This window comes from Flavobacterium notoginsengisoli (assembly GCF_042686225.1).
Taxonomy (GTDB): domain Bacteria; phylum Bacteroidota; class Bacteroidia; order Flavobacteriales; family Flavobacteriaceae; genus Flavobacterium; species Flavobacterium notoginsengisoli.
Window position 1 is genome coordinate 16,848 of the sequence record NZ_JBHUOT010000009.1, and the last position, 25,411, is coordinate 42,258.

At 34.5% G+C, this 25,411-nt stretch carries 25 protein-coding genes and 1 pseudogene; 18 read left to right on the forward strand and 8 right to left on the reverse strand.

The annotated features are described in order from the left end of the window. Positions 1-35: 35 nt before the first annotated feature. Positions 36-221, forward strand: a complete 186-nt coding sequence (locus ACFS3A_RS18910; protein ID WP_091489749.1) for a hypothetical protein — start codon at positions 36-38, stop codon at positions 219-221. Between the two features lie 86 nt (positions 222-307). Beyond that, the gene (locus ACFS3A_RS18915; RefSeq protein ID WP_379827125.1) at positions 308-1,000 is read left to right on the forward strand and encodes a DUF2461 domain-containing protein; all 693 of its coding nucleotides are present in this window, start codon (positions 308-310) and stop codon (positions 998-1,000) included. Between the two features lie 78 nt (positions 1,001-1,078). Here the strand turns inward: ACFS3A_RS18915 and ACFS3A_RS18920 are convergent, their stop codons facing one another. Then, the gene (locus tag ACFS3A_RS18920) at positions 1,079-1,405 is read right to left on the reverse strand and encodes a single-stranded DNA-binding protein (RefSeq protein WP_091489754.1); all 327 of its coding nucleotides are present in this window, start codon (positions 1,403-1,405) and stop codon (positions 1,079-1,081) included. 177 nt (positions 1,406-1,582) lie between these two features. On the opposite strand from ACFS3A_RS18920, the gene ACFS3A_RS18925 reads away from it, so the two are divergent. The 12 genes and pseudogenes from ACFS3A_RS18925 (at position 1,583) to ACFS3A_RS18975 (ending at position 15,017) form a co-directional block, all read left to right on the forward strand. Then, positions 1,583-3,112 carry a GNAT family N-acetyltransferase gene (locus ACFS3A_RS18925; protein WP_379827126.1) on the forward strand — a complete coding sequence of 510 codons (1,530 nt, stop codon included), beginning with the start codon at positions 1,583-1,585 and terminating at the stop codon, positions 3,110-3,112. A 34-nt stretch (positions 3,113-3,146) separates the two neighbouring features. Then, the gene (locus tag ACFS3A_RS18930; RefSeq protein WP_379827127.1) at positions 3,147-4,166 is read left to right on the forward strand and encodes a hypothetical protein; all 1,020 of its coding nucleotides are present in this window, start codon (positions 3,147-3,149) and stop codon (positions 4,164-4,166) included. Positions 4,167-4,233: 67 nt separating this feature from the next. Then, a complete protein-coding gene (locus tag ACFS3A_RS18935; RefSeq protein ID WP_379827128.1) occupies positions 4,234-4,581 on the forward strand; it encodes a hypothetical protein in 348 nt (115 codons plus the stop codon). Positions 4,582-4,597: 16 nt separating this feature from the next. Continuing rightward, a complete protein-coding gene (locus ACFS3A_RS18940; RefSeq protein ID WP_379827129.1) occupies positions 4,598-6,988 on the forward strand; it encodes a M28 family peptidase in 2,391 nt (796 codons plus the stop codon). A 182-nt stretch (positions 6,989-7,170) separates the two neighbouring features. Further along, on the forward strand, positions 7,171-7,986 hold the full coding sequence (locus tag ACFS3A_RS18945) for an SDR family NAD(P)-dependent oxidoreductase (protein WP_379827131.1): 816 nt from the start codon (positions 7,171-7,173) through the stop codon (positions 7,984-7,986). A gap of 138 nt (positions 7,987-8,124) precedes the next feature. Beyond that, positions 8,125-8,601: a methylated-DNA--[protein]-cysteine S-methyltransferase gene (locus ACFS3A_RS18950; RefSeq protein ID WP_379827132.1), complete on the forward strand. Its 477-nt coding sequence runs from the start codon at positions 8,125-8,127 to the stop codon at positions 8,599-8,601. Between the two features lie 194 nt (positions 8,602-8,795). Continuing rightward, positions 8,796-9,509 (forward strand): 3'-5' exonuclease, encoded by a 714-nt coding sequence (locus ACFS3A_RS18955; protein WP_379827133.1) that lies wholly within the window; start codon positions 8,796-8,798, stop codon positions 9,507-9,509. A 102-nt stretch (positions 9,510-9,611) separates the two neighbouring features. Further along, positions 9,612-10,682 carry a winged helix DNA-binding domain-containing protein gene (locus tag ACFS3A_RS18960; RefSeq protein ID WP_379827134.1) on the forward strand — a complete coding sequence of 357 codons (1,071 nt, stop codon included), beginning with the start codon at positions 9,612-9,614 and terminating at the stop codon, positions 10,680-10,682. A gap of 336 nt (positions 10,683-11,018) precedes the next feature. Beyond that, positions 11,019-12,458, forward strand: coding sequence for a nucleoside recognition domain-containing protein (locus ACFS3A_RS18965; RefSeq protein ID WP_379827135.1), 1,440 nt, complete (start codon positions 11,019-11,021; stop codon positions 12,456-12,458). Positions 12,459-12,472: 14 nt separating this feature from the next. After that, positions 12,473-12,589: pseudogene (locus ACFS3A_RS26760) on the forward strand (IS200/IS605 family transposase); the annotation flags it as partial. 4 nt (positions 12,590-12,593) lie between these two features. Then, positions 12,594-13,340, forward strand: coding sequence for a hypothetical protein (locus tag ACFS3A_RS18970; RefSeq protein ID WP_379827136.1), 747 nt, complete (start codon positions 12,594-12,596; stop codon positions 13,338-13,340). A gap of 72 nt (positions 13,341-13,412) precedes the next feature. Next, the gene (locus tag ACFS3A_RS18975) at positions 13,413-15,017 is read left to right on the forward strand and encodes a fumarate hydratase (protein WP_379827137.1); all 1,605 of its coding nucleotides are present in this window, start codon (positions 13,413-13,415) and stop codon (positions 15,015-15,017) included. A 109-nt stretch (positions 15,018-15,126) separates the two neighbouring features. On the opposite strand, the gene ACFS3A_RS18980 is transcribed toward ACFS3A_RS18975, so the two are convergent. Both ACFS3A_RS18980 and dinB read right to left on the reverse strand, forming a co-directional pair. Next, entirely contained in the window at positions 15,127-15,627 is a 501-nt protein-coding gene (locus ACFS3A_RS18980) for a PAS domain-containing protein (RefSeq protein WP_379827138.1), read from the reverse strand. 100 nt (positions 15,628-15,727) lie between these two features. After that, positions 15,728-16,810 (reverse strand): DNA polymerase IV, encoded by a 1,083-nt coding sequence (gene dinB, locus ACFS3A_RS18985; RefSeq protein ID WP_379827140.1) that lies wholly within the window; start codon positions 16,808-16,810, stop codon positions 15,728-15,730. 140 nt (positions 16,811-16,950) lie between these two features. Here dinB and ACFS3A_RS18990 point away from each other — a divergent pair, with 140 nt between their 5' ends. Beyond that, positions 16,951-17,685 (forward strand): metallophosphoesterase family protein, encoded by a 735-nt coding sequence (locus ACFS3A_RS18990; protein WP_379827141.1) that lies wholly within the window; start codon positions 16,951-16,953, stop codon positions 17,683-17,685. Positions 17,686-17,734: 49 nt separating this feature from the next. Continuing rightward, on the forward strand, positions 17,735-18,262 hold the full coding sequence (locus tag ACFS3A_RS18995) for a DUF6646 family protein (RefSeq protein WP_379827142.1): 528 nt from the start codon (positions 17,735-17,737) through the stop codon (positions 18,260-18,262). Positions 18,263-18,389: 127 nt separating this feature from the next. Here ACFS3A_RS18995 and ACFS3A_RS19000 read toward each other — a convergent pair whose 3' ends face one another. The 5 genes from ACFS3A_RS19000 to ACFS3A_RS19020 all read right to left on the reverse strand — a co-directional run bounded on the left by ACFS3A_RS19000 (position 18,390) and on the right by ACFS3A_RS19020 (position 24,174). Continuing rightward, positions 18,390-19,043 (reverse strand): CoA transferase subunit B, encoded by a 654-nt coding sequence (locus tag ACFS3A_RS19000; protein WP_179003022.1) that lies wholly within the window; start codon positions 19,041-19,043, stop codon positions 18,390-18,392. A gap of 91 nt (positions 19,044-19,134) precedes the next feature. After that, positions 19,135-19,836 (reverse strand): CoA transferase subunit A, encoded by a 702-nt coding sequence (locus tag ACFS3A_RS19005; RefSeq protein ID WP_379827143.1) that lies wholly within the window; start codon positions 19,834-19,836, stop codon positions 19,135-19,137. 166 nt (positions 19,837-20,002) lie between these two features. Beyond that, positions 20,003-22,309, reverse strand: coding sequence for a penicillin-binding protein 1A (locus tag ACFS3A_RS19010; protein WP_379827144.1), 2,307 nt, complete (start codon positions 22,307-22,309; stop codon positions 20,003-20,005). A gap of 10 nt (positions 22,310-22,319) precedes the next feature. Beyond that, positions 22,320-22,799: a gliding motility lipoprotein GldH gene (locus ACFS3A_RS19015; RefSeq protein WP_379827145.1), complete on the reverse strand. Its 480-nt coding sequence runs from the start codon at positions 22,797-22,799 to the stop codon at positions 22,320-22,322. Beyond that, positions 22,783-24,174, reverse strand: a complete 1,392-nt coding sequence (locus ACFS3A_RS19020) for a PSP1 domain-containing protein (RefSeq protein ID WP_379827146.1) — start codon at positions 24,172-24,174, stop codon at positions 22,783-22,785. Before ACFS3A_RS19020 ends, ACFS3A_RS19015 begins: the two co-directional genes overlap by 17 nt. A gap of 297 nt (positions 24,175-24,471) precedes the next feature. Between ACFS3A_RS19020 and ACFS3A_RS19025 the strand changes: the two genes are divergently transcribed. Both ACFS3A_RS19025 and ACFS3A_RS19030 read left to right on the forward strand, forming a co-directional pair. Continuing rightward, positions 24,472-24,783: a hypothetical protein gene (locus tag ACFS3A_RS19025; protein ID WP_379827147.1), complete on the forward strand. Its 312-nt coding sequence runs from the start codon at positions 24,472-24,474 to the stop codon at positions 24,781-24,783. Positions 24,784-24,837: 54 nt separating this feature from the next. Then, the gene (locus ACFS3A_RS19030; protein ID WP_379827148.1) at positions 24,838-25,392 is read left to right on the forward strand and encodes an SUKH-4 family immunity protein; all 555 of its coding nucleotides are present in this window, start codon (positions 24,838-24,840) and stop codon (positions 25,390-25,392) included. Positions 25,393-25,411: the final 19 nt, after the last annotated feature.

The window sequence follows — 25,411 nt, forward strand, 5'->3', positions numbered from 1 at the left end:
TATATTTGTCTATGTTTTTATAATACAGAGGAAAATTGGGCAAGAAAGAAAAAGACAAAGAGAAGAAAAAGGATAAAAAGAAAAAGAAAAATTCTGAGATCCTTGATAAAATTAAGAAGATTGAAAATTGCAAATCTTCTTGCTGTGAGAAATATAAAAAGAGCGAAAAGAAACGCTGTTCTCGCTGTCCTATGTTTGATTTATTCAAAAAAACGGCTTAACGATATATACAAAAACCCATTAGATTTCTCTAATGGGTTTTTTAGTTTTAAATTGCAGTCAATTTTTCTGATTTTTAAATTCACTTATGGAAAACCACGTTACTATACCAAAATCGAGTCTTGATTTTTTGGTTCAACTTAAAGAAAACAATAACAAACCCTGGTTTGACGATCATAAATCCGAATATTTAATCGAATTAGAACATATTCAAAATTTTGCTGATGCTTTATTAAAAGAACTTTCTAAAACCGATGTTTTGGAAAATGCTTCAGGCAAAAAAAGCGTTTACCGAATCTATCGCGATATTCGTTTCTCTAAAGACAAAACTCCTTTTAAACATTATTGGGGCGGAAGCTATACACGCGCAACGGCTGCGAGACGTGGCGGTTATTATTTTCATTTGGAAAAAGGAAACAGTTTTTTCGCCGGTGGCTTTTGGGGGCCAAATGCATCCGATTTAAAACGAATCAGAACTGAATTTGGATTTAATTCTGAAGCTTTCCGGGAAATCCTGAATTCTAAATCTTTTAAAGATACTTTTGGAACTTTGCAAGGCGAACAACTGAAAACAGCTCCAAAAGGTTTTGATGCAGATCATGAAGCTATCGATTTACTGCGTTACAAACAATTTTTAATCATCAAACGTTTTACGGATGATGAAGTATTGAGCCCAATATTTTTAGAACAGGCTTTGGACACTTTCAAAAAAATGAGACCTTTCTTTGATTATATGAGCGAAGTTCTGACAACAGATAGCAATGGAGCTTCGATTTTATAATCATGTTATAAAAGTTAAACCCGACAGGTTTTAAAAACCTGTCGGGTTTGCTTTTCGTGGCGTATAATCAAAAGTTATTTACAGCAATAAAATCTCGTTTACAACAACTTCAGTAATATATTTCTTCTCTCCGTTTTTGTCGTCGTAACTTCTGTGAGTTAGTTTACCTTCAATTGCGACTTCTTTTCCTTTTACGACAAACTTTTCGATAATTTCGGCTACTTTTCCCCAGGCAGTTACACGATGCCATTCGGTTTGTTCTACCTTATCTCCTTTTTCGTTTCTGTAAACATCGTTGGTTGCGATTGTTAAATGCGCTAGCTTTTTACCGCTTTCTAATGTTTTAACTTCTGGATCATTCCCTACATTCCCAATTAATTGTACTCTGTTTTTCATTGCATTCATGGCGTATATTATTTAAAGGTTATTATAACTTGAAATTGTTCGTCAACTTCAACGATGCAAAGATGACACAACCCAGCAACGACAGTCGGTTATTAACTATTTACTATCGACTGTAACTATTTGTAACCGTTTGTAATTGGAAATGATTTTTTGTATATTTGAGAGAAATCTTACTATATGCAGGCAAAAATCAAAAAAGTCGAGTTACGAAATTTAGAAATTGAAGACTATAAACAATTAAAAAAATCAATGATTGAATCGTATCCTGAAATGGCCGATTCGTATTGGGGATCTGAAGATATAGAAAGATTGCTTTCTATTTTTCCGGAAGGACAACTGGTAATTTTAGTTGATGGAAAGGTCGTTGGTTCTGCATTATCTCTAATTGTTGATGAGAAATTAGTAGAAAAAAGACATAATTACCAACAAATTAGTGGCGATTACAAATTCTCTACCCATAATCCAAATGCTGAAATTTTATACGGAATAGATGTTTTTATTCACCCAAATTATAGAGGTTTACGTTTAGGTCGTCGATTATACGATGCCAGAAAGGAGCTTTGCGAACAGCTGAACTTAAAAGCAATTGTTTTTGCAGGCAGAATTCCGAGTTACAGGGAACATGCCAAAAAGATGTCTCCAAAAACCTATATCGAAAAAGTACGAACCAAAGAGTTGTATGATCCTGTTCTTTCCTTTCAGTTAAGCAATGATTTTCATGTTTTGAGAGTCATCAAAAATTATTTGGAAGGCGATGAAGAATCGAAAGAGTTTGCGGTTTTACTGGAATGGAATAATATTTATTACGATGACAGCCCAAAACTAATTAATCTAAAGAAAAACATCATTCGTTTGGGATTAATTCAATGGCAGATGCGTCCGTTAAACAATGTTGAGGCATTATTTGAACAAGCCGAATTCTTTATCGATGCCGTTTCTGGATATGGCTCTGATTTTGCTCTTTTTCCCGAATTATTCATTGCGCCTTTAATGGCCGATTACAATCATTTATCTGAAGCAGAAGCAATTCGGGAATTGGCACGCCATTCTGACCCAATCAGAAAGCGATTTCAAGAATTTGCGATTTCATACAACATCAATATCATTACCGGAAGTATGCCTTACTTGGAAGGTGGAAATCTCTACAATGTCGGTTTCTTGTGCAAAAGAGATGGGACTTCAGAAATGTACACCAAAATTCATATTACGCCAAACGAAGTGATTCATTGGGGAATGAAAGGCGGATCTGAGTTTAAAACCTTTGATACCGATTGTGGGAAAATTGGAATTTTAATCTGCTACGATGTAGAATTCCCGGAACTTCCAAGACTTTTAGCAGATGAAGGAATGGATATTTTATTCGTGCCTTTTTTAACAGACACACAAAATGGATATACTCGTGTAAAACATTGCTCACAAGCACGTGCAATCGAAAATGAATGTTATGTAGCCATAGCAGGTTGCGTTGGAAATCTTCCGAAAGTGAACAATATGGACATTCAATATGCACAGTCTTCTGTATTTACACCTTCTGATTTTGCTTTTCCAAGCAACGGAATTAAAGCTGAAGCTACTCCAAACACCGAAATGACTTTAATTGTAGATGTTGATCTGAATTTATTAAAAGAACTTCATGAACATGGAAGTGTCAAAACATTAAAAGACAGAAGAAAAGATCTTTATGAACTTAAGAAATTGAATACCTGATAAAAATGTTTTACAAAGGCCAATAAAAGTGCTTATGAAAAAAATAATGTTTCTTTTTATAATCTCAATATTATACAGCTGTGGAAAAGATCCATATCCGAATGCTATTTCAGATTTCAGACCTGAATTACAAACTCATCTTAAAAAATTAGCATCGGAAAAAAAACTTCCATCAGGAGATACCATTGCAAGAAACTATATAACTAAAAATTGCACAAAAAATGAACTTTTAGAATTACTTAAATGCAATCAGCCAGTCTTAAGAGTGATTGCCTACAGAACTTTGGTAAATAAAAAGGACAAAGATTATTTTAAAATTCTTTTAGGCCATTTAAGCGACACGGCTAAAGTAACTTGGTGGTATTATGAAGATGCTGCTGATGATTTTACAGTCTCTGATTTATTAATTAGAAAGGCAGAAGATGGCAATATGCTAACTAAAGCCCAAAAAAGTATTTTAGTCGATAGTGTTTTATTAAAACACTCTTACTTAGATGTTGCCAATTGGATGATTTATGATGTTGAACCTAATGAAAAATATTATGCACTAATAAAACAAAAATCAAAATTGAAAACCAATAGATGTGGTGAACAGCTTGGTGCATGTTATGCTTTATCAAAATTTAAGAAAAAAGAAGATTTAGCCTATTTAAAGAGTGTTTTTAATAAGTTCGAAAGTCCTTGCGAGGATTTAATTTTTAAGGCAATTGAAGAAAATCCAGATAAGATTTATTTTCCAGTACTTGAAAAGTATTTTGATACAGTCGTTAAAAAGAAAAAACAATATTCATATGATGATTTAAAAGATTATTGTCGCGCAGTTGCAAAATATAAAAATGAAGAGAGTTTAATGCTTCTGGAAAAATTATTAATTAAAAAAAATTATCCAGATCCATGGTACTTTAAACATAATGAAGAGTACGTTTTTAAAGCCATTCATAAATATAAAGCGCCCATTTATGACGATTTGTATAAAAGATTAAAACCTAAAATGAGTGAATTTACCATCGAATATCTTGATAAGACAGATTATGATGATAGAAAAACGTGGTAAAATAGTCCTATTTTACTTTTAAAATAAATAAATCAAGTCAAATAATTTTAAAAATTAAGACAGATCTATGAAAACATGCCTCGAATGTTCCGTTAAGATTGTTGGCCGAGAAGACAAGAAATTCTGCTCTGATAGTTGCCGAAATGCGTACAATAACAAAATAAATAAAGATAGTACAAATTTCATGCGAAATATAAACAACAAGTTACGCAAAAATTACCGTATTTTGGCAGAGTTAAATGTAGATGGGAAATCAAGAGCATCGCGAGACAAAATGTTAAACAAAGGCTTTGATTTTGAGTTCTTTACCAATATTTTACAAACCAAAACAGGAAATACATACTATTTCTTGTATGACCAAGGCTATCGTTCCTTGGACAATGATTATTTTATGCTTGTTAAAAAAGAAATATAGTTAGCGTTTATTAACCATGAGAAAAAACCAAACCTCAATTCTAGCCATTGTCTGTGTCTTAGCTCTGCTGGGCATTATATACGCCACCATGATGCCGCAAGGAATCAATAAAGATGATGAAGCACTCGCGGAATTCTCAACCGAAAGAGCTTTAAACCAAGTCGAAATTATTGCGCAGAAACCACATTATGTCGGATCGACAAATCATGAACTGGTTGCCAATTATTTAAAACTCGAATTAAACAGAATTGGTTTAGAAACTAGTGTTCAGGAAGGTTATACTTTAAACGACAGAGGCCTTTTAGTAAAATCTAAAAATATTTTAGCTAGAATAAAAGGAACTAACAATACCAAAGCACTTTTACTTCTTTCTCATTACGATAGTGCTCCACATTCTTTCTCAAAAGGAGCAAGCGACGACGCTTCGGGTGTCGCAACAATTTTAGAAGGTGTTCGTGCCTTTTTATATTCTAAACATCCTCAGAAAAACGACATTATCATCTTATTTTCAGACGCCGAAGAATTAGGTTTAAACGGAGCTGCTCTTTTTGTAAATCAGCATCCATGGGCAAAAGATGTGGGTGTGGTTTTAAACTTTGAAGCCCGTGGAAGTTCTGGCCCAAGTTATATGTTGATGGAAACTACGAAAGGAAATGAAGCGATGGTTCAAGCATTTTCTAACGCCAAAACTTCGCATCCGGTTTCCAATTCATTGATGTACAGTATTTACAAAATGCTTCCAAACGATACTGATTTAACTGTTTTTAGAGAACAAGGAAATATTCAGGGTTACAATTTTGCTTTTATTGACGGGCATTTCAATTATCATACACAACAGGATGATGTCCAACATTTGAGCAAAACTACTTTAGCGCATCAAGGTACTTACATCATGCCATTGATTAAATATTTGAGCAACATTGATTTAACTAAAACAGAATCTACTGAAGATAATGTATATTTCAGTGCTCCGTTTTCATTCATAAGTTATCCTTTTTCCTGGGTAATGCCAATGACATTAATCGCTTTTGGATTATTAGCACTCTTCATTTTTATTGGAAAAGTAAAAAGAATCATCACTTTTAGAGAAATTTTCAGAGGATTTGTACCTCTTTTAGGTTCGATAATCATAGCTGGATTAGTAACGTTTTTAGGATGGAAACTTCTTCTGGAAATTTATCCGCAATATTCTGATCTTTTAAATGGATTTACCTATAACGGACACGCTTACATCGGCGCTTTTGTCACTTTAAGTATTGCGATTTGTTTTGCTTTCTATCATCATTTTTCTGAAGCTAAAATTACCATGAATCATTTCGTGGCTCCTCTTTTACTTTGGATTATCATTAATGGATTTTTAGCAAACAGCTTAACAGGCGCAGGATTTTTAATCATTCCAGTCTATTTTGGAATTCTGTTATTCGGAATATTTGTTTTCACACAGCATTACAGTTTGGGAGTAAATTTAATTTTCAGCATTCCGGCTTTAGCTATCATTGCTCCGTTTATTGTAATGTTTCCAGTTGGTCTAGGACTTAAAATCTTATTCGGAAGTGCTATTTTAACCGTTTTATTATTTGGATTATTATTGCCAATATTTGGAGATTTTGCCAAAAAAGGCATTTGGACTGTGGTTTTCTTCCTTACTTCTATTGGATTTTTCATCTATGCAGGATATCATTCTGATTATGAACCAGGAAAAGCCAAATCAAACAGTTTATTATATGTTTATAATGCCGATAACAATTCTGCCGTATGGACAACTTATGACAAAAACCTTGATGACTGGACAAAATCTTATGTAGGCGAAAAGAATCAAAAAGCAGTGGGTTTAAATTCACTTCCATTGGCAAGTAAATACAATTCAACATTTACTTATAGCGCTATCGCACCAGTTGTTGATGTTCCTAAACCAACAATTCAATTTTTAAGAGACAGCGTAATTGGAAATAACCGATATCTGAAAATCAGAATCACACCAAACAGAAAAGTAAACCGTTACGATATCTACGCCAATCCAAAAATGACGTTTTATAACTTTAAAGCAAATGGTGTAGCCACTTCTGGAGAAAAAGGAAATCGTTTACAACGCGAAGACAGTAAAATTCTTTGTTATTATGTTGTAGGCAATGAACCTTTGGAAATGGAATTCTACATCAACAAATCGTCTATTTTTGATATGGATTTAATCGAAAGTTCATTTGACTTGACGACCAATCCATTACTGAATGTCAAACCAAGAGAAAACTGGATGATGCCAACTCCTTTTGTTTTAAATGATGCCGTTCTCATTCAACAGAAATTAAAACGCTATGCCGCGCCTGTAAAACCAATTGAAACGACTCCGGTTGTAGACAGTTTGGCGGTTTCAAAAGACAGTATAAAACCAGTTCCGGTAACAAAATAAAATAGTAAAAGGCAGATTTTTTTAAGTCTGCCTTTTTTATTTCAGGCTCCCGATAACTATCGGGATCAAAAGATTTGAGCAGATAATCGCAGATCTTTATTTGAAAAATCTTTTTTAATCCTTTTAATCTGTGGCTAAAAATCTTTGCAACTCTGTACCTTTGTCGCTCTGAACCTCAAAAAATGACACAAATAAGCATATTAGGCTGTGGATGGCTTGGACTTCCTTTAGCCAAAAGACTAATCGAAAATGGAAATTCAGTAAAAGGATCCACAACTTCTGAAAGTAGACTTTCTATTTTAGAAAATGTTGAAATAAATCCGTTTTTGGTAATTCTTGAAGCTGATAGCGTTTCAGAGAACATCGACAATTTTTTAGCAGAAAGCGAAATTTTAATTATTGATATTCCGCCTAAACTACGTAATGAAAATCCTGATTCTGAAAAGAAATTTTTTGTAGAGAAAATCAAAAATCTGATTCCGTTTATAGAAAAATCAACTGTTGGAAAAGTACTTTTTATAGGTTCTACTTCAGTTTATGGAGATGACAATAACTTGGTTACAGAAGAAACCATTCCAAATCCTGAAACAGAAAGTGGCAAACAAATGCTTTTAGTCGAAGCTTTACTTCAAAGCAATCCAAACTTCGAAACTACAATTCTACGTTTCGGCGGATTAATTGGAGAAGATCGTCATCCTGTCAAATTTTTAACTGGAAAAGAAAACCTTGAAAATCCTGATGCTCCAGTGAATTTAATTCATCAAAAAGATTGTATCGCTATCATTGAAGAAATTATAAAACAGTCAAAGTGGAATGAAGTTTTTAATGCCGTTGCTCCTTTTCATCCAACAAGAGAGGAATATTATACACAAAAAGCAAAAGATTTAAATCTGGTTTTACCGAAATTCAGTTCTGAAAAATCAAACATTAAAAAGACTATTTCTAGCGAAAAAATTGAGACAATTTTAAACTATCAATTTAAGCTGGAGAATTATTAAAACCATATAAGTTATGTAAGTTCATTTAAAAAAGCTTTTTCTAAAAACAAAAACTTAAATTACTTATATAACTTACATGGTTTAAAAAAACTTTGCGAACTTTGCGCTAAACTTAGCGTCTTTGCGGTTAAAAAAATTATGGAAACAGTTTACATCAACTCCCCCTTAGGAATCACCAAAATCATTGGAGATGAAAATGGTATTGCCGTAATTTCTGTTTCTGATGTTGGTACAAATGAAGTTTCTAAAGAAATTCCGGAAGTTTTAAAAGAAGCTGTTTCACAATTAAATGAATATTTCGAAGGCAAAAGAACCGATTTTGAGCTCAAACTAAATCCGCAGGGAACCGAATTTCAGCAGAAAGTCTGGAAATCCTTATTAGAAATTCCATACGGAAAAACGGTAAGTTATATGGATCAGACCAAAAAACTGGGTGATGTAAAAGCGATTCGGGCAGTTGCTTCGGCAAATGGCAAAAATCCGCTTTGGATTGTAGTTCCTTGCCACAGAGTTATTGGCACAAACGGATCACTAACAGGATATGCAGGCGGATTGTCCCGCAAGAAATGGCTTTTGGAACATGAATGCCCATCTCCACAGCAAAGTTTATTTTAGTTTTATAGCCACGAATTCACGAATTTTCTTTTTAATTAATTCGTTTAACTTATATTTCAACACTTTTTACATAAGAAAATTCATTCGGTTTGTGTTTTTTAAAAATACTAAAATCAAATTTGTGTACATTTATATCAAATAAAAAAGTCAGAGTAAATTCGTGAATTCGTGGCTATAAAAACCACATCAAAACTATGATTGAAAAAATAAATCTCAACAACATTCTCTTTCTTGATATAGAAACCGTTCCAGAAGAAGAAAACTTCAATTCGCTTGACGCGGAAATGCAGACGCTTTGGGATTTGAAAACGCAATACCAGCGAAAAGACGCATTCTCTCCCGAAGAATTTTACGAACGTGCCGGTATTTGGGCCGAATTTGGAAAAATCATCTGTATCTCTGTCGGTTTTTTTACTATTAAAGGAGATGTTCGAAACTTTAGGGTTACTTCTTTTTTCGGGGAAGAAAAGAAAATTCTAAAAGACTTTTCTAATCTGATCAACAATCATTTTAATCAGCCGCAACATTTGTTATGCGGACACAATTCAAAAGAATTTGATATTCCGTTTATAGCGAGAAGGATGATTATTAACCAAATGCGGATTCCAGATAAACTGAATCTTTTTGGAAAGAAACCTTGGGAGATTCCGCATCTCGATACTTTAGAATTATGGAAATTTGGCGATTATAAACATTTTACTTCTCTAAAACTGCTGACCAAGATTCTTGGCGTCCCATCGCCAAAAGGCGATATTGACGGAAGTCAGGTTGCCCATGTTTATTATGTCGAAAAAGATATTGATCGAATTATAACCTACTGCGAAAAAGATACTATTGCTGTAGCGCAGGTTTTTCTTCGCTTAAGAAGAGAAGATTTGTTGATTGATGACGAGATTATTCATGTCTAATTCTTTAGTTGCTATCCCGATAGCTATCGGGACAAAGTTGCAAAGAGACAAAGTTTTTTACATGAACTCATATAACTTACAAGGTTTAAAATAATTTTGAATATGATTCATTCTGAAATTTCACATCATCGTATGACCGCTCAAAAGTTGTTTAAAACGACTCAATGCTCTCCTCAAGAAGTTGTAAAACATTTTGGGGCCATGCAGGCGCAGGATTATGCGATGGCAAAATGGGCGATTGGATCACGATGTGATGCTTCTGAAAAAGAAATCGAAGAAGCTGTCAATTCTGGAAAAATCATCAGAACTCATATACTCCGCCCAACCTGGCATTTTGTTGCTGCCGATGATATTTATTGGATGCTGGAACTTTCCGCGCCACAAGTAAAACGCCTCTTTGCTACAATGGCCAAACAACATGGTTTTGATCAAAAGAAATTTGGTCAAGTCAATGCGGCTATAGAAAAACTTTTATCGGGAAATAACCACTTGACCCGAGAAGAAATCATGAAGGAACTTAACATTCAAAAAAAAGCTGGCGATTTATCCCCTGTTATTGTAATGATGAATGCAGAATTAGACGGATTGGTCTGCAATGGAAGAATGAAAGGAAAACAAATCACTTATGCATTACTTGAAGAGCGCGTCGAAAAACCAAAAACAAAATTGACCAAAGAAGAAGGTTTAGCCAAACTTGCCCAACGTTATTTCGAGAGCCACGGCCCGGCAACTTTGCTCGATTTCTCTTGGTGGTCTGGTTTTTCTCCAACAATTTGCAAGTCAGCTATTGATGCAATTGAGTTGCATTTAAACCGTATCACTATTGATAATCAGATATTTTGGTTCGGAAAAAATCATAAAGAAGAGAATCCCTTTCGCGAAAGCGTTCAATTTCTTCCGGCATTCGATGAGATTTTAATTGCATACAAAACACGTGAAGTTTCCTTTTCTGGAAATCATCAATCTAAAACTTTTACCAATAATGGCATCTTTAAACCGATCATTTTAGAAAATGGAAAAGTAATTGGAATATGGAAAAGAACCATTAAAAAAGATCACATCAAAATTGAAACGGAGTTTTTTAATGAGACCGAAAGTTCTAAAAAACAAGTTTTGTTTGAAGGAATTAAAGCTTTTGAAAATTATATGGGAACTAAAATTGTGATTGAATAACATTACATTTCGCTCCGCTGGAGCTCTTTTAACTTTGTGCTATTTTCAAATCTATAAATATTTCGCTCTTCCAGAGCTTTTTCATCTGCTTCTAATATTAAAATTTATTGAAAGTTTCTAAAATTAAAAACAGCTCTGGAAGAGCGAAATATTTATAGCAAATGCAATTTTCCCCGTATCAAAAACTCCAGCGGAGTGACATATAAAGATTTTGAAATGACTTAAAAATATAAATGCATAAACATTTATACAATTCATAACATTTCATACCGTTCATTAAACAAAATATTTATGCTTATTATTGCTAAATAATTACATTTACAAAAAATTAGAATTATGGTATTGAGCAGATTTTGGTTAGTTATTTTTATTTCTTCGATTATTTTTATTGTAGCCAGTTTATTTACTGCCAATACATATACTATTGATTCTGTTTTAAATGGAAAGAAAGACGACCCTATTTTAGTTTCTGAAAAGTACATCGAAGAACTTCCTGCTTTTATCAAAGACAGCATTACAAAAGCACCTGATCAAACCATGATTGTTAATCGTGATACGCTAAATGCCGACACGACTTATGTTTACAAAAACAAAACCGTAAAAATTTTCAGCGGACTTCAGAAATCTGATGGTTTATTGCCAACTTGTAAAAGTACTTTAGTCGATTTGATCTTACCACTTATTGCTTACCTAGCCTTTTTCTGTGGATTAATGGAACTTTTAATTATTTCTGGAGCATCTGGAAATCTGGCAAAAGCTTTAAGTCCGGTTTTTGTAAAAGTTTTTCCTAGCATTCCTAAAAATCACCCTTCGATATCGTACATGACCTTAAACTTTGCTGCCAATTTCTTGGGATTGGATTCGGCTGCGACTCCATTTGGACTTAAAGCTATGGAAAGTTTACAGGAAATAAACCCGGATAAAGACAAAGCCAGCGATGCTCAGATTATGTTCATGTGTCTTCATGCTTCCGGATTAACTTTAATCGCGACTTCGATTATTGGATATCGCGCGGCTGCAAATGCCAGCAATCCTGCCGATGTAATGCTTCCATGCATCATTACATCGTTTATTGGAACTATTGCTGCTTTCTTAATTGTGGGTATCAAACAAAAAATCAATTTCAAAAGTGCTTCACTTCTTATTGGTTTAATGGGTTTAATTGCTGCCATAGTTGGCTTACTGATGTACGTAAATCATTTGGATTTAATTGGTAAAAACTATTTCACTTCTAATCTTTCAGGATTAATATTATTAACTATTATCATTTTCACGTTGATTTTTTCTTTCAGACACGAACAAAAATTCAAAGATGCCAATACAACCGTTTTTGACACTTTTGTTGTGGGAGCAAACAATGGTGTTAAAACAGGAGTTACGATTTTCCCTTACGTTTTAGGAATGTTAGTTGCGATCTCCTTATTCAGAAACAGCGGTTTATTTGAAATTATCAGTGACGGTATCGGATTTGTGTTCTCCAGTATGGGTGTAAGCAAAGAAATTACCAATGCTTTGCCAGTTGCGATGCTTCGTCCATTTAGCTCTGCAGGCTCTCGTGGATTCTTAATTGATTCGATGAATACCTTTGGTGCCGATTCTTTAACAGCTAGATTGAGCAGTATTTTCCAGTGCAGTGCCGAAAGCACGTTTTATGTAATTGCGGTTTATTTTGGATCTGTAAACATCAAAAATACACGTTATGCTCTGGGCACAATGCTTTTGGTAGATTTGATTTGTGTGATTACGGCAATTTTTGTGGCGACTTGGTTTTTTTAATTTGAACCAATCTCATTCAAAATCAAAAAGAGCATCACAAAAAACAAAGCTTTAATGAGGAATATTTAAATTTTCTGAATAAATTTAGCATCCAATACGATGAAAAATTTATTTTTGAAAATCTAAAATAATACCATGAAAACCCCAATTTTCTTTTTCTTACTACTTTTAATCGGATGTCAAAACAAACCTACTAATTCAGAAGCCGTTACAGAATTACCCGTGCCGCAAGAAATTGCCATGATTACAAATGATGATACTGCTGATGAACGTTCTCTTCGAACGGATACTATTTATCTTTCTGAAGATAAAAATAGTTCAATTACACATGTTTTAGCCAATCTTGTCGATCTAAAGGCCGATCAGGACAGCATAATGACTTCAAAGTTCAGATTGGATTTTTATCAAAACAAGAACAAATTGATTTCTTCTAAAGTGGTCATCAAAAATTATGAAAAAGGATCAGAATGGGGAGGTTCAATTGGCTTGACCAATACTTCTCATAAAAATTCTCCTTTCATACAGCTAGGTTTTGGATATCCTGCCTGTGGTTATGTACATGAAAATTATTTGTATTATTTCAAAAATAATTCTTTACAACTTGTTCATCAATGGAATACAATGTCAGACAGCGGTTGGGGTAATTGGCTGGAAATTGTAAACCCTTCTAATGATTCTGATCCAAAATCTTTTTATTGCAAAACTGTTGCATTTGTTCCGGCAGATGAAGATGACAACATGGACATGGGAGTTCTTACACACTCAGATTCAATTGGTTTTGAATTAAAAGGAAATCAATGGAGCAAAAAATTATTATCGGCAAAAGACAAAGCATACTTTCAAAAAAAGATGACTTTTGATCAATTTAACAGTGCCGAATAAAACTGTCTAGAAGGCCTTATTCAAATTCTTTCTTAGGTAAATAATTTCTAAATTTGTAAAAAAAACAAAGCAATGATTGATTTTATATACCAGGATCCTTATCCGATCTTAAAGGATGATACGCAGTATCGCAAAATCACCTCAGATTTTGTAAAAGTGGAGCAATTTGGAGAACGTGAAGTTTTAACGGTTGATCCAAAAGGTTTAGAATTATTGGCTGAAGAAGCTTTAACTGATGTTTCGTTTATGTTGCGAACGACACATTTGCAAAAACTAAGAAAAATTCTAGACGATCCAGAAGCTACAGACAACGATCGTTTTGTTGCTTACAATTTACTTCAAAATGCTTCAGTAGCAGCCGAAGGTCAGTTACCGAGTTGTCAGGATACCGGAACAGCTATTGTAATGGCTAAAAAAGGGGAAAGCATCTTTACTGGTGTTGATGATGCTGAATGGCTAAGCAGAGGAATTTTTAATACATACCAAAAAAGAAACTTACGTTATTCGCAGATTGTTCCGATTTCGATGTTTGAAGAAAAAAATTCCGGTTCGAATCTTCCAGCGCAAATTGATATTTATGCTAAAAAAGGAACTTCTTACGACTTTTTGTTTATGGCAAAAGGCGGAGGATCTGCTAACAAAACATACTTATACCAACAAACAAAATCTTTGCTGAATGAAAAATCATTAGATGAATTCATTCGCACCAAAATCAAAGATTTAGGAACTTCTGCTTGCCCACCCTATCACTTAGCTCTAGTAATCGGTGGAACTTCTGCTGAAGCAAACTTAAGCGCTGTTAAAAAAGCTTCTGCAGGATATTATGATCATCTTCCGACTACTGGAAACATGGCTGGTCAGGCCTTTCGTGATCACGAATGGGAAGAAAGAGTTCAAAAAATCTGTCAGGAAAGTGCTATCGGAGCGCAATTTGGTGGAAAATATTTCACACATGACGTTCGTGTAATTCGTTTACCACGTCACGCGGCTTCTTGTCCTGTTGGATTAGGTGTTTCTTGTTCTGCTGATAGAAATATCAAAGGAAAAATCACCAAAGACGGAATCTTCGTTGAGCAATTAGAGGTAAATCCGAAACAATTTTTACCAGAAACAGCGCCGCATTTAGAAGCTCCTGTAGAAATTGATTTAGATCAGCCAATGGCAGATATTTTAGCAAAATTGTCTCAATATCCAGTTAAAACACGTTTGAAATTAAACGGAACTGTAATTGTTGCCCGAGATATTGCTCACGCCAAAATCAAAGAATTATTAGACGCTGGAAAACCAATGCCTGAGTATTTCAAAAATCACCCGGTTTATTATGCTGGTCCTGCTAAAACTCCGGACGGAATGGCCTCTGGAAGTTTTGGACCAACAACTGCCGGCCGTATGGACGTGTATGTAGATGAATTCCAAAAGAATGGCGGAAGCATGATTATGCTGGCAAAAGGAAACCGTACCAAACAAGTTACAGATGCCTGCAACAAATACGGCGGATTCTATTTAGGCTCTATTGGAGGTCCTGCTGCTATTTTGGCTCAAGATAACATTCTTAAAGTTGAAGTGGTTGATTTTGAAGAATTAGGAATGGAAGCGGTTCGTAAAATCACTGTGAAAGATTTCCCTGCATTCATTATTACAGATGATAAAGGAAATGATTTCTTTGCCAATCTATAATTTTTTGCCACAAAGGCACTAAGACACAAAGTTTTTATAAACAAAAACCGCTCTTTGGAGCGGTTTCTTTATTTCTATATTAAATAAAACTTAGCGTCTTAGTGGCAAATCAAGCACTTAAATCCTGTTTTTCAAAAGCTATGAAATGAGAAACTTCTCCTTTTAGGTTATAAATCGGCGAAGCATCAATTTTGCATTTGTATGTTTTTCCGTTTTTTCTATAGTTTTCGAGTGTTTTTTCAAAAGGAGCTTTCTTTTTCAGAGCTTCTCTGATTTCTTTCAATGTCTTTTTTGAAGTGGCAGGTCCCTGAAACATCTTTGGTGTTTTTCCTAAAATTTCTTCTTCTTTATAACCTGTCATCTTTTTTATTCCGCTTGACGCAAAAACTATCCTCAAATCCAAATCAGTAATCAGAACGACTTCTTCTTTGATTCTTTCACGGATATTGAGTTTTTTTTCATCCCAGATAAACTGATTTGAAATTTTATCTACTTTTTCCAGATCAACAGTTAAAGCTTTCAATTCATTAACATATTCATAATGAAAATCCCAAGATAAAATTGGAACTGTATTTCGCTGTAAAAAATCGTCAGAGTCCATATTTTTCATATTAATCTTGTTTAGATCATCAACAAATCTTTTCTCAAAGATAAATCAAAAACCTCATTAGTTTTTACAGTTTTTTGTAATTTCTGTGTTAAAAATAGTACTAAAACGTAAATTTTAATTGTACTACCACGGCCTTTTTTACTTCTGTATTCAGGTTACTCAAAGAAATTCCAAGTAGTCGCACCGAATCTTTCATTTTTTCCTGATATAACAATTCTTCTACATTCTCCACAATCAGGCTTTTATCCGAAATAAAATACGGCAGGGTTTTGCTTCTTGTTTGCTGTGAAAAATCGCTGTATTTAATTTTCAATGTTATAGTCTTTCCCGAAATGTTATGCCTTTTCAACCGTTTTTCCAATGAAACAGCGATTCTTTCTAATTGTTCCATCATAAAAATTTCTGAAGAAAGATTGACATCAAAAGTATGTTCAGCTGCCACTGATTTCGTAATTCGGGATGATTTTACTTCACTATTATGAATCCCGCGAACTACACTGTAATAGAAAGCTCCCGATTTTCCGAAGTGTTTTTCCAAAAATTCTAATGATTTGCTTTTCAAATCGGTTCCTGTAAAAATACCAAGCTGATACATTTTCTCAGTTGTCACCTTCCCAACTCCGTAAAACTTACGAATGGGTAATTCTTCCAAAAAAGCCTCAACTTCATCCGGATTTACTGTTTTCTGTCCGTTGGGTTTGTTGTAATCACTGGCAATTTTAGCCACAAATTTATTAATTGAAATCCCTGCAGAAGCCGTTAATCCCACTTCATTAAAAATTCTTGTTCTAATTTCCTGAGCAAGCAGACTCGCGCTCGGATTTCCTTTTTTGTTCTGAGTTACATCCAAATAGGCTTCGTCAAGCGAAAGAGGTTCAACCAAATCAGTATATTCATGAAAAATTTTATGGATCTTTGACGAAATCTCTTTGTAACGGTCAAATCTTGGTCGTACAAAAATAATCTCCGGGCAATACTTCTTAGCCAAAACTCCACTGATCGCACTTCGAACACCAAACTTTCGAGCTTCATAACTTGCCGCTGAAACTACTCCTCTATTCTCCGAACCACCAACAGCAACGGGTTTCCCTCGCAATTCCGGATTATCCATCTGCTCTACAGACGCGTAAAAAGCATCCATATCGATGTGAATAATTTTGCGATATGTTCGTGTTTCAGACATGTTGCAAATTTACAGAGGAAAAACAATAAAAAAACGCTGTAAATAGTTATAAATCATATCAATTTTTAAAGAATGTAAATTCAATGAGTGCAAACCAATTATTCTTTTTATTTTTGTTCTTCTACTCGAAAAATTAAATAATGCGAACATTTGTTATAGGTGACATTCACGGCGGATTACTTGCGCTTGAACAAGTGATTGAAAGAGCCAAAGTTACCACTGAAGATACTCTAATTTTTTTGGGCGATTATGTTGACGGCTGGAGTCAGTCTGTTGAAGTAATCGACTACTTGATAGCTTTAAAAAGCAAACAAAACTGTATCTGCATCAGAGGAAATCACGATCAACTTGCGCTTGACTGGTTAGAAAACAGACATGATGATTTTGACGAAGAAATGTGGTACAAACATGGCGGAAAAGCTACTGTTGAAGGTTACGCTAAAATTTCGGCAGACAAAAAACGAACACATATTGAATTTCTGGAAAACCTTCAGGATTATTACCTTGATGCTCAAAACCGTTTGTTCGTTCACGCTGGTTTTACCAATTTAAACGGGGTAAAATGGGAATATTTTTCTAAGCTTTTTTACTGGGACAGAACACTTTGGGAAACTGCTCTTTCTCTTGACCCAAAATTAAAAGAAGATGATGTAAACTATCCGAAGAGATTTACCGTTTATAATGAAGTTTACATCGGTCATACTCCGGTTACAAGAATCGGAAAAACGATTCCTGTCAATAAAGCGTGCGTTTGGAATGTTGATACAGGTGCTGCTTTTAGAGGTCCGTTGACTATTTTAGACATAGATACCAAAGAATACTGGCAAAGCGAGCCATTAAACGAATTGTATTTTAACGAAAAGGGTAGGAATTAATTTATTTAAAATTTATTTTTGCTCTCAAATAATTAATATTTAAAATTTTATGAAAAAGGTTATTACACTCTTGTTCTTAGTTTCATTCGGATTTATTAATGCACAAAAAGCCTTCACTGGTAAAGGTGACACTAGAGTAAACGTTGGTGCTAATCTGCAAGATGGTGGTTCCGGAATTCAGGGATCTATTGATTTTGGTTTAGGAGAAAATTTCTCTTTTGGTTTTGTAGCTAACTATTTATTAGGTGTTGATAATTTTAATGGTTTCTACCATGGAAGTACTGTTTCTTATAGTAATGCAGATCCAGATTTCGGAGATCGTTTTGATGCTAAAGCAAGAATCAATGCTAACTTATCCAGCGTAATTGGCGTAGAACAATTAGACATTTATCCTGGATTAAGTTTAGGTTTACATAATTTTGGTGGTCATGTTGGTGGTCGTTACTTCTTTACTGACGGATTTGGTGTTTTCACAGAAATCGGATTTCCAATTGCAAAATATGGCTCAAACAATGATCCATTTTATCATTTGAATAATCAGGCTACTTTTAGTTTAGGGGCTTCATTTAATTTATAATTTTTTTTGCCACAAAGGCACTAAGTCACAAAGCTTTTTTTAAAAGATAAAACCGCCTTATTGGGCGGTTTTCTTTTTTTGCTTGAAAAATTTACTTTGAGTCTTTGTGACTTTGTGGCAATTTTTCCTAAATCGACATCTCGGGAATTTCTCCTTCAATGATCAAATCGGCTTCGGTTGAGGCGATGATGTGCTCAACTGAGATGCCTGGCGCTCGTTCTAAGAGCTTAAAACCTTTTTCTGTTACTTCGAGAACTGCAAGCTCGGTTACAACCTTTTTAACGCATCCTACACCTGTTAATGGCAAAGTGCATCTTTTTAAGATTTTGGACTCCCCTGCTTTGTTTACATGCATCATGGCAACGATGATATTTTCAGCAGAAGCTACAAGATCCATTGCACCGCCCATTCCTTTCACCATTTTACCCGGAATTTTCCAGTTGGCAATATCTCCGTTTTCAGAAACTTCCATTGCCCCAAGAATTGTCAAGTCTACTTTCTGGCTTCGGATCATTCCAAAACTAAAAGCCGAATCAAAGAAACTGGCTCCCGGAAGTGTTGTAATGGTTTGCTTTCCTGCATTTATAATATCGGCATCTTCTTCTCCTTCAAACGGAAAAGGTCCCATTCCCAAAACGCCGTTTTCACTTTGAAATTCTACCGCAATATCTTCTCGGACATAATTAGCCACCAAGGTCGGAATTCCAATACCCAGATTTACAAAATATCGGTCTTTTACTTCTTTTGCAATTCGTTTTGCTATATCTTCTTTTGTTAACATACTTTTTAATGTGTCAATTAGTCAATTTGATAATTAGATAATTTTTCACGTTGCGTTTTGAAATTATCTAATTGTCTCATTTTCTCATTATCTAATTTCTAACTCTCACTGTGCGTTGTTCAATTCGCTTCTCGAATTTTTCTCCCTGAAAGATTCTTTGAACCATGATTCCGGGAATATGAATTTGATTTGGATCTAAAGAGCCCACTGGAACTAACTCTTCCACTTCAGCAATAGTAATTTTTCCTGCTCCGGCCATACAGGCATTAAAGTTTCTGGCTGTTCCTTTGAAAATTAAATTTCCCGCTTCATCGCCTTTCCAGGCTTTTACTATGGCAAAATCGGCTTTAAAAGCTTCTTCCATGATATGCATTTTTCCGTTGAATTCGCGCGCTTCTTTTCCTTCAGCCACTTCTGTTCCATAACCTGCCGGCGTAAAGAAAGCTGGAATTCCTGCCTGCGCCGCACGACAGCGCTCTGCTAAAGTTCCTTGTGGAGTCAATTCAACTTCTAATTCTCCTGAAAGCATCTGACGTTCGAATTCAGCATTTTCTCCCACATAAGAAGAAATCATTTTTCTGATCTGCTTTTTCTGCAGCAACAATCCCAAACCAAAATCATCAACTCCTGCATTGTTGGAAATACAAGTCAAATCTGAAATGGATGTGTTTACCAAAGCCGCAATGGTATTCTCAGGGATACCACATAATCCGAAACCTCCGAACATAATGGTCATACCACTTTCAATTCCGTTAATAGCATCCTGAACATTATTTACTTTTTTTGTTATCATAACAAACTGTCTTTATTACTGTATATTTTTGATAAAAATAAGATTTTTAGATTAAATTATAACGATTTCGTAAAAATAAAAGCTAAATAAAAATCCCTTTACTATTCTTTATAAAAAGAGCAGTAAAGGGATGATATAGAATTAGATATGTTTTATTGCAACATTATTACAATTCAAATTCATCTGTATTTTGTTCTGTCGCTGTAGTGTCTTTTACAATTGCAGGTCTTGAATAACAATCTACCTTTATAGAAAGGTTTGCCGGGCGCTCAAATTCAGATTTTGAAATTTGAAGATCTTTATCGGCGTAGCATTTTTTCATATAATAACCCCAAACAGGTAAAGCAGCAGTTGCCCCTTGTCCGTAAGTCAAACTTTTAAAACGTGCTGAACGATCTTCGCATCCAACCCAAACTCCGGTTACCAAATTTGGCACCATTCCCATAAACCAACCATCAGATTGATTTTGTGTTGTACCGGTTTTACCCGCAATAGGGTTCGTAAACATATATGGATAACCTGTCCAGCGATTATCCCCACTTCCGCCACCTTGCGTACGCAAACGTACACCAGAACCACTTTCGGTAACTCCCTGAAGTAATTTGATTACGGCAAAAGCTATATCTTTATTTAAAACGTCATGAGACTCCGGAATTGGTTCATAAATAACCTCTCCACTTTTGTTCTCAATTCTGCTTAAAAACTGTGGTTTTACATAAACTCCCTGGTTTGCAAATGTGCTGTATGCCGCAACCATGTCTTCCACTGTGATATCTACTGCACCTAATGCAATAGAAGGCTGAACCGGAATTTCTGTTTTAACTCCTAATTTTTTAGTCAATTCTACGACTGCTTCCGGACTTGTTCTGTCAATTAATTTAGCAGAAACGGTATTGATTGAAGCCGCCAAAGCTTGTTTTAAAGTTACCATTCCACGGTATCTGTAATCAGAGTTTCTTGGCTCCCAATCTTCTGTTACGTGGTGGCGCCCTTTGTGAATCATAAACGGACCGTCCAAAATAGAATCACACGGAGACATATTCAATTCTTCGATCGCAGTTGCGTAAACGAAAGGCTTAAAAGTAGAACCTACCTGTCTTGCACCTTGCCCAACGTGATCGTATTGGAAATATTTGTAATTGATTCCACCAACCCAAGCTTTAATTGCTCCTGTCTGTGGTTCCATCGACATTAAACCGGATTGTAGAAAGTGTTTGTAATAACGAATAGAATCCAGCGGCGTCATAGTAGTATCTCTTTCTCCTTTCCAGGTAAAGACACGCATTTTTGTTTTCACTTTGAATGAAGCAATAATATCCTCTTCACTTTTGTCCATTTCTTTCATTTGCGCCCAACGAACAGAATTTTTCATTGCCTGCATCATGATTCGTTCTGTTTCTGCCTGTGTGATGTTTACGAAAGGAGCATTTTTATTGGTTTTCTGTTCACTAAAAAACTGTTCCTGAAGATTTTTCATGTGGGCTGCAACAGCTTCCTCTGCATAAGATTGCATTCTGGAATCTATTGTAGTGTAGATTTTAAGTCCGTCTTTATAAATATCATAATCAGATCCGTCAGGTTTTTTGTTTTCTGCCACCCATTTCTTCATGTAATCGCGAAGATATTCTCTAAAATAGGTTGCTATACCTTCACGGTGGCTTTCTAACTTAAATTTCAAAGTAATTGGAAGCGCCTGAAGTCTTTCTTTTTCTGATTCCGAAATCATTTTGGCTTTTGCCATTTGAGATAAAACCACATTACGACGGTTTTTTACTCCCTGCGGATTGCGAACTGGATTGTATAATCCTGAATTCTTGAACATTCCAACCAAAATGGCCGATTCATCAACAGTCAAATCTTTTGGTTCTTTAGAAAAATAAGTCTGAGCTGCCGAACTTACTCCAACAGAATAATTTCCAAAATCGTAAACGTTGCAGTACATCGCCAGGATTTCATTCTTTGTATATTGTCTTTCAAGACGAATGGCGATAATCCATTCTTTAATTTTTTGTACAATTCTGAAAGGTAAAAATTTAGATCCTTCTCCGTGAAACAACTGTTTGGCAAGCTGTTGCGTTAATGTACTTGCTCCACCATTTGTTCCTAAACTAAAAACAGCTCTTAAAGTACCGCGTCCGTCAATTCCTGAATGTTCGTAAAAACGTGCATCTTCCGTCGCTACAAGTGCTTCTACTAAATTCTTAGGTAAATCAGAATATTTAAGTTGAGATCTGTTGGTTTTGAAATATTTACCCAGCACTACTCCATCAGAAGAAATAATTTCTGTGGCAAGGTTTGAATCTGGATTTTCTAAATCTTCAAAAGAAGGCATAGATCCAAATAAACCCCAGGAGGCAAATAAAAAGAAAGCTAAAACCCCTAACATAGAGTAAGCAAAAACTCTCCAGAATTTCTTTTTGTAATAATTAATATCCTTAACGCTTTTGGATTGATTGTTTTTTTTAGTAGCCATACCTATTTTTCTAATCTTTTTGTTCTATTCTAAAACCAACGTCTGTAATTCCTTCTAAAGCTTCAACACCAGGAATTTTTCCTGATTGTCTAACTGCTTGTTTAATATGGACTTGATATTTTCCTTTAAACTTGACATCTTCTTTGTAATACAGTTTACTTTCTTTAATATCTGTAAAACCGTTTCCTAGCAAAGTTCCATCCGGAGCAGCCATTTGGTATTCTAAAGTATCCACTTTTGTAAATCCGCTTGGCGTTTCGATAGCAACAATTAAAAATAAATTATTAAACGGATAATTGTTGTTGTCTCGTATGTTAACAAACAAATTGTATTTTTTTGTAGAATCTAAAACCGGCAGATTAAAGCTTACAACACTGTCTTTATGCCAGGCACTTCCGACAGATTTATATTCATCAAATACCCTCTTTTTATCACAAGAAAAAAGAAGAATAGCTGCCAAAAGAAGAATTCCGCTATTTTTTATTCTCATTTTTAGTATTCGTTATTGGTTTTCTAGGCTCAGCAGATTTGTTTTCATTTGAATTCTGCTTGTTCGAATTATTTTGTTTGTTCGGATTTTGCTTGTTCTTATGATTTTGCTTGTTCGGATTATTAGGCTTATTCTGCTTATTCGGATTCCCATTCGGATTGTTATTTCCTGCAGGTTTAGGATTATTATTCGTGTTTTTTTCCTGCTGTGGTTTTACCGGAGTTGCAACGCCCGCCGTTTCCGCATTTTGTTTGCGTTTGCGGTTTGGTTTTTTCTTTCTTTTTGGCTGGTCAAAACGAGTTAAACTCTCTTGTCCCATTGCATTATTGAAATCTTTTTCAGGTTCTGCAACGACTTCTAAAGCAAAATCTTCTAAAGACGAAACTTTGTTCTTCTGCTTATTTTCTGCAATAATTTCTTTTACCTGATCAATTTTTAAAACGTGCCAGTTGGCGAAGTTGTTTGTGTAGGCAAACCACATCAAACCTTTAAAAATATCTTGTTTTTGGCATACTGCATCTCCTTTTTCAGTTACTAATTTAGTATCGTAATCTGGAAAATCTTTCAGCGCGTCCATGTAAGTATCTAACTCGTAGTTTAGACAGCATTTTAATTTTCCACATTGACCAGCTAATTTCTGCGGATTTAATGATAACTGCTGATAACGTGCTGCAGAAGTATTCACACTTCTGAAATCTGTTAACCAGGTTGAACAGCAAAGTTCACGTCCGCAAGAACCAACACCGCCTAAACGAGCTGCTTCCTGACGGAAACCAACTTGTTTCATCTCTACTCTGGTACTGAATTCTTTGGCAAAATCTTTAATCAGCATTCTAAAATCGACACGATCATTTGCGGTGTAGTAAAATGTTGCTTTAGATCCGTCTCCCTGAAATTCGATATCCGAAATTTTCATTTCTAATTTATGCTGAATCGCCAATTCACGTGCACGAACCTTCATTGGCTCTTCACGGTCGCGGGCTACAGACCAGATATCAATATCTTTTTGAGATGCTTTTCTGTAAATTTTTGGAACTTCATTACTATCCGGATTAACTCCTTTTTTCTTCATTTGAATTTTAACCAATTCTCCTGTCAAAGTAACAATTCCAATATCATGTCCTGGCGATGCAACAGTTGCTACAATATCGCCAATACTTAAAGTTAATTTCTCTGAATTTCTAAAAAATTCCTTACGTCCGTTTTTAAAACGAACCTCAACACAATCAAAAATCGCCTCTCCATTAGACGGACTCATGTTCGAAAGCCAGTCAAAAACCGTCAATTTATTGCAGCTATCGGTACCGCAAGTCCCATTATTTTTACAACCTTTTGGTGCGCCACCATCTGAGGTTGAACAACTTGTACATGCCATAATTATATATGTAGTGCTGCCAGAATGCAGCTTAAGTTCATAAACGTTTGATCGGTAAAGATAGTATTTTTTTTATTTGGCTATTTATAGATTAATTCTAAAGGGTTGTTAAATAAAAAAATGCTTTGATTAAAAAAAATAACATTTTAAAAATTCTATGCTTTTACTATTCTTTTCTGCTTTAAAAAACAAATCAAACAAAAGACTTATTCTTTCTTTTTTGTGTCTTATTATGTTCATTTAGAACAACTTTTAATACTATTTTGCACTTTTTGCAATAAATTAAATCCGTTAAAAATGGAAGATTTGTATTTTTCAATTGATAAAGATGCCAAAAACTTTTCTCTAAAATTGCAAAGCAAATCTTGGGAATTAAATATTCATGGATGGAATTTTGAAATTGACTTACTTCAAGATTTATTCAAAACAAATTGGGCAGATAGAAAAACAATTAAAGTTGGAAAATCAGCAAATGCAAGTGCGTATTGGACTATTGAAAGAGAAAATGTTATAATAATGATAGGCAATGATGATGAGACTTGGGATTTTGCAATCATTATTTCGTATCAAATATTAAATGAAATAATTGAAAAATTCTACAGCATTTAGGAAAATAGATAAGATAAAATATGATTAATGACTTAGAAAAGTTTAGAGAAAAATATGGACTCAATCGTTAATGAAATTAAAACTAAATTTGTAATACTTACAACGACTGTAATACAACAACATCCACTTATTGCAAATCTTTTTAGCAAAATCAAATTGTTATCTCCTTATAACAACAATGCACTTCAGTTTTACTTAAATGAGCTTTACTCCATTCAAATAGAAAACAATTTTTTTGTGGTTTTTGGGCATGATCTTGGTGGGTACTATGCAATGGACAGAGAAGATGGGACAATTAGAAAATTGCCCGGTTATACAGAATCATCAGAAACTACATTTTGTAATTCCGACATCAATAAATTCATATGCTTCAATAATCTTTTTATAAACTGGGTCACAAAAAGAATTTCTAAAGAAATTAGTGATAATTCTTTAGAAAATTGTGTCAAAGCATTACAAAGCAACTTTAGTGATATTGATAAACCTGCACTAGACAATGAAGAAAACTTTTGGTCTGTGCAAGTATATGAACTTTCTGAAGATTTTTTCCCACTTGGAGATGCAAGAATAAAATTGCTAAAAAAAATCCTGACACGTGAAAATCCATAATATATAAACGATTAATTTT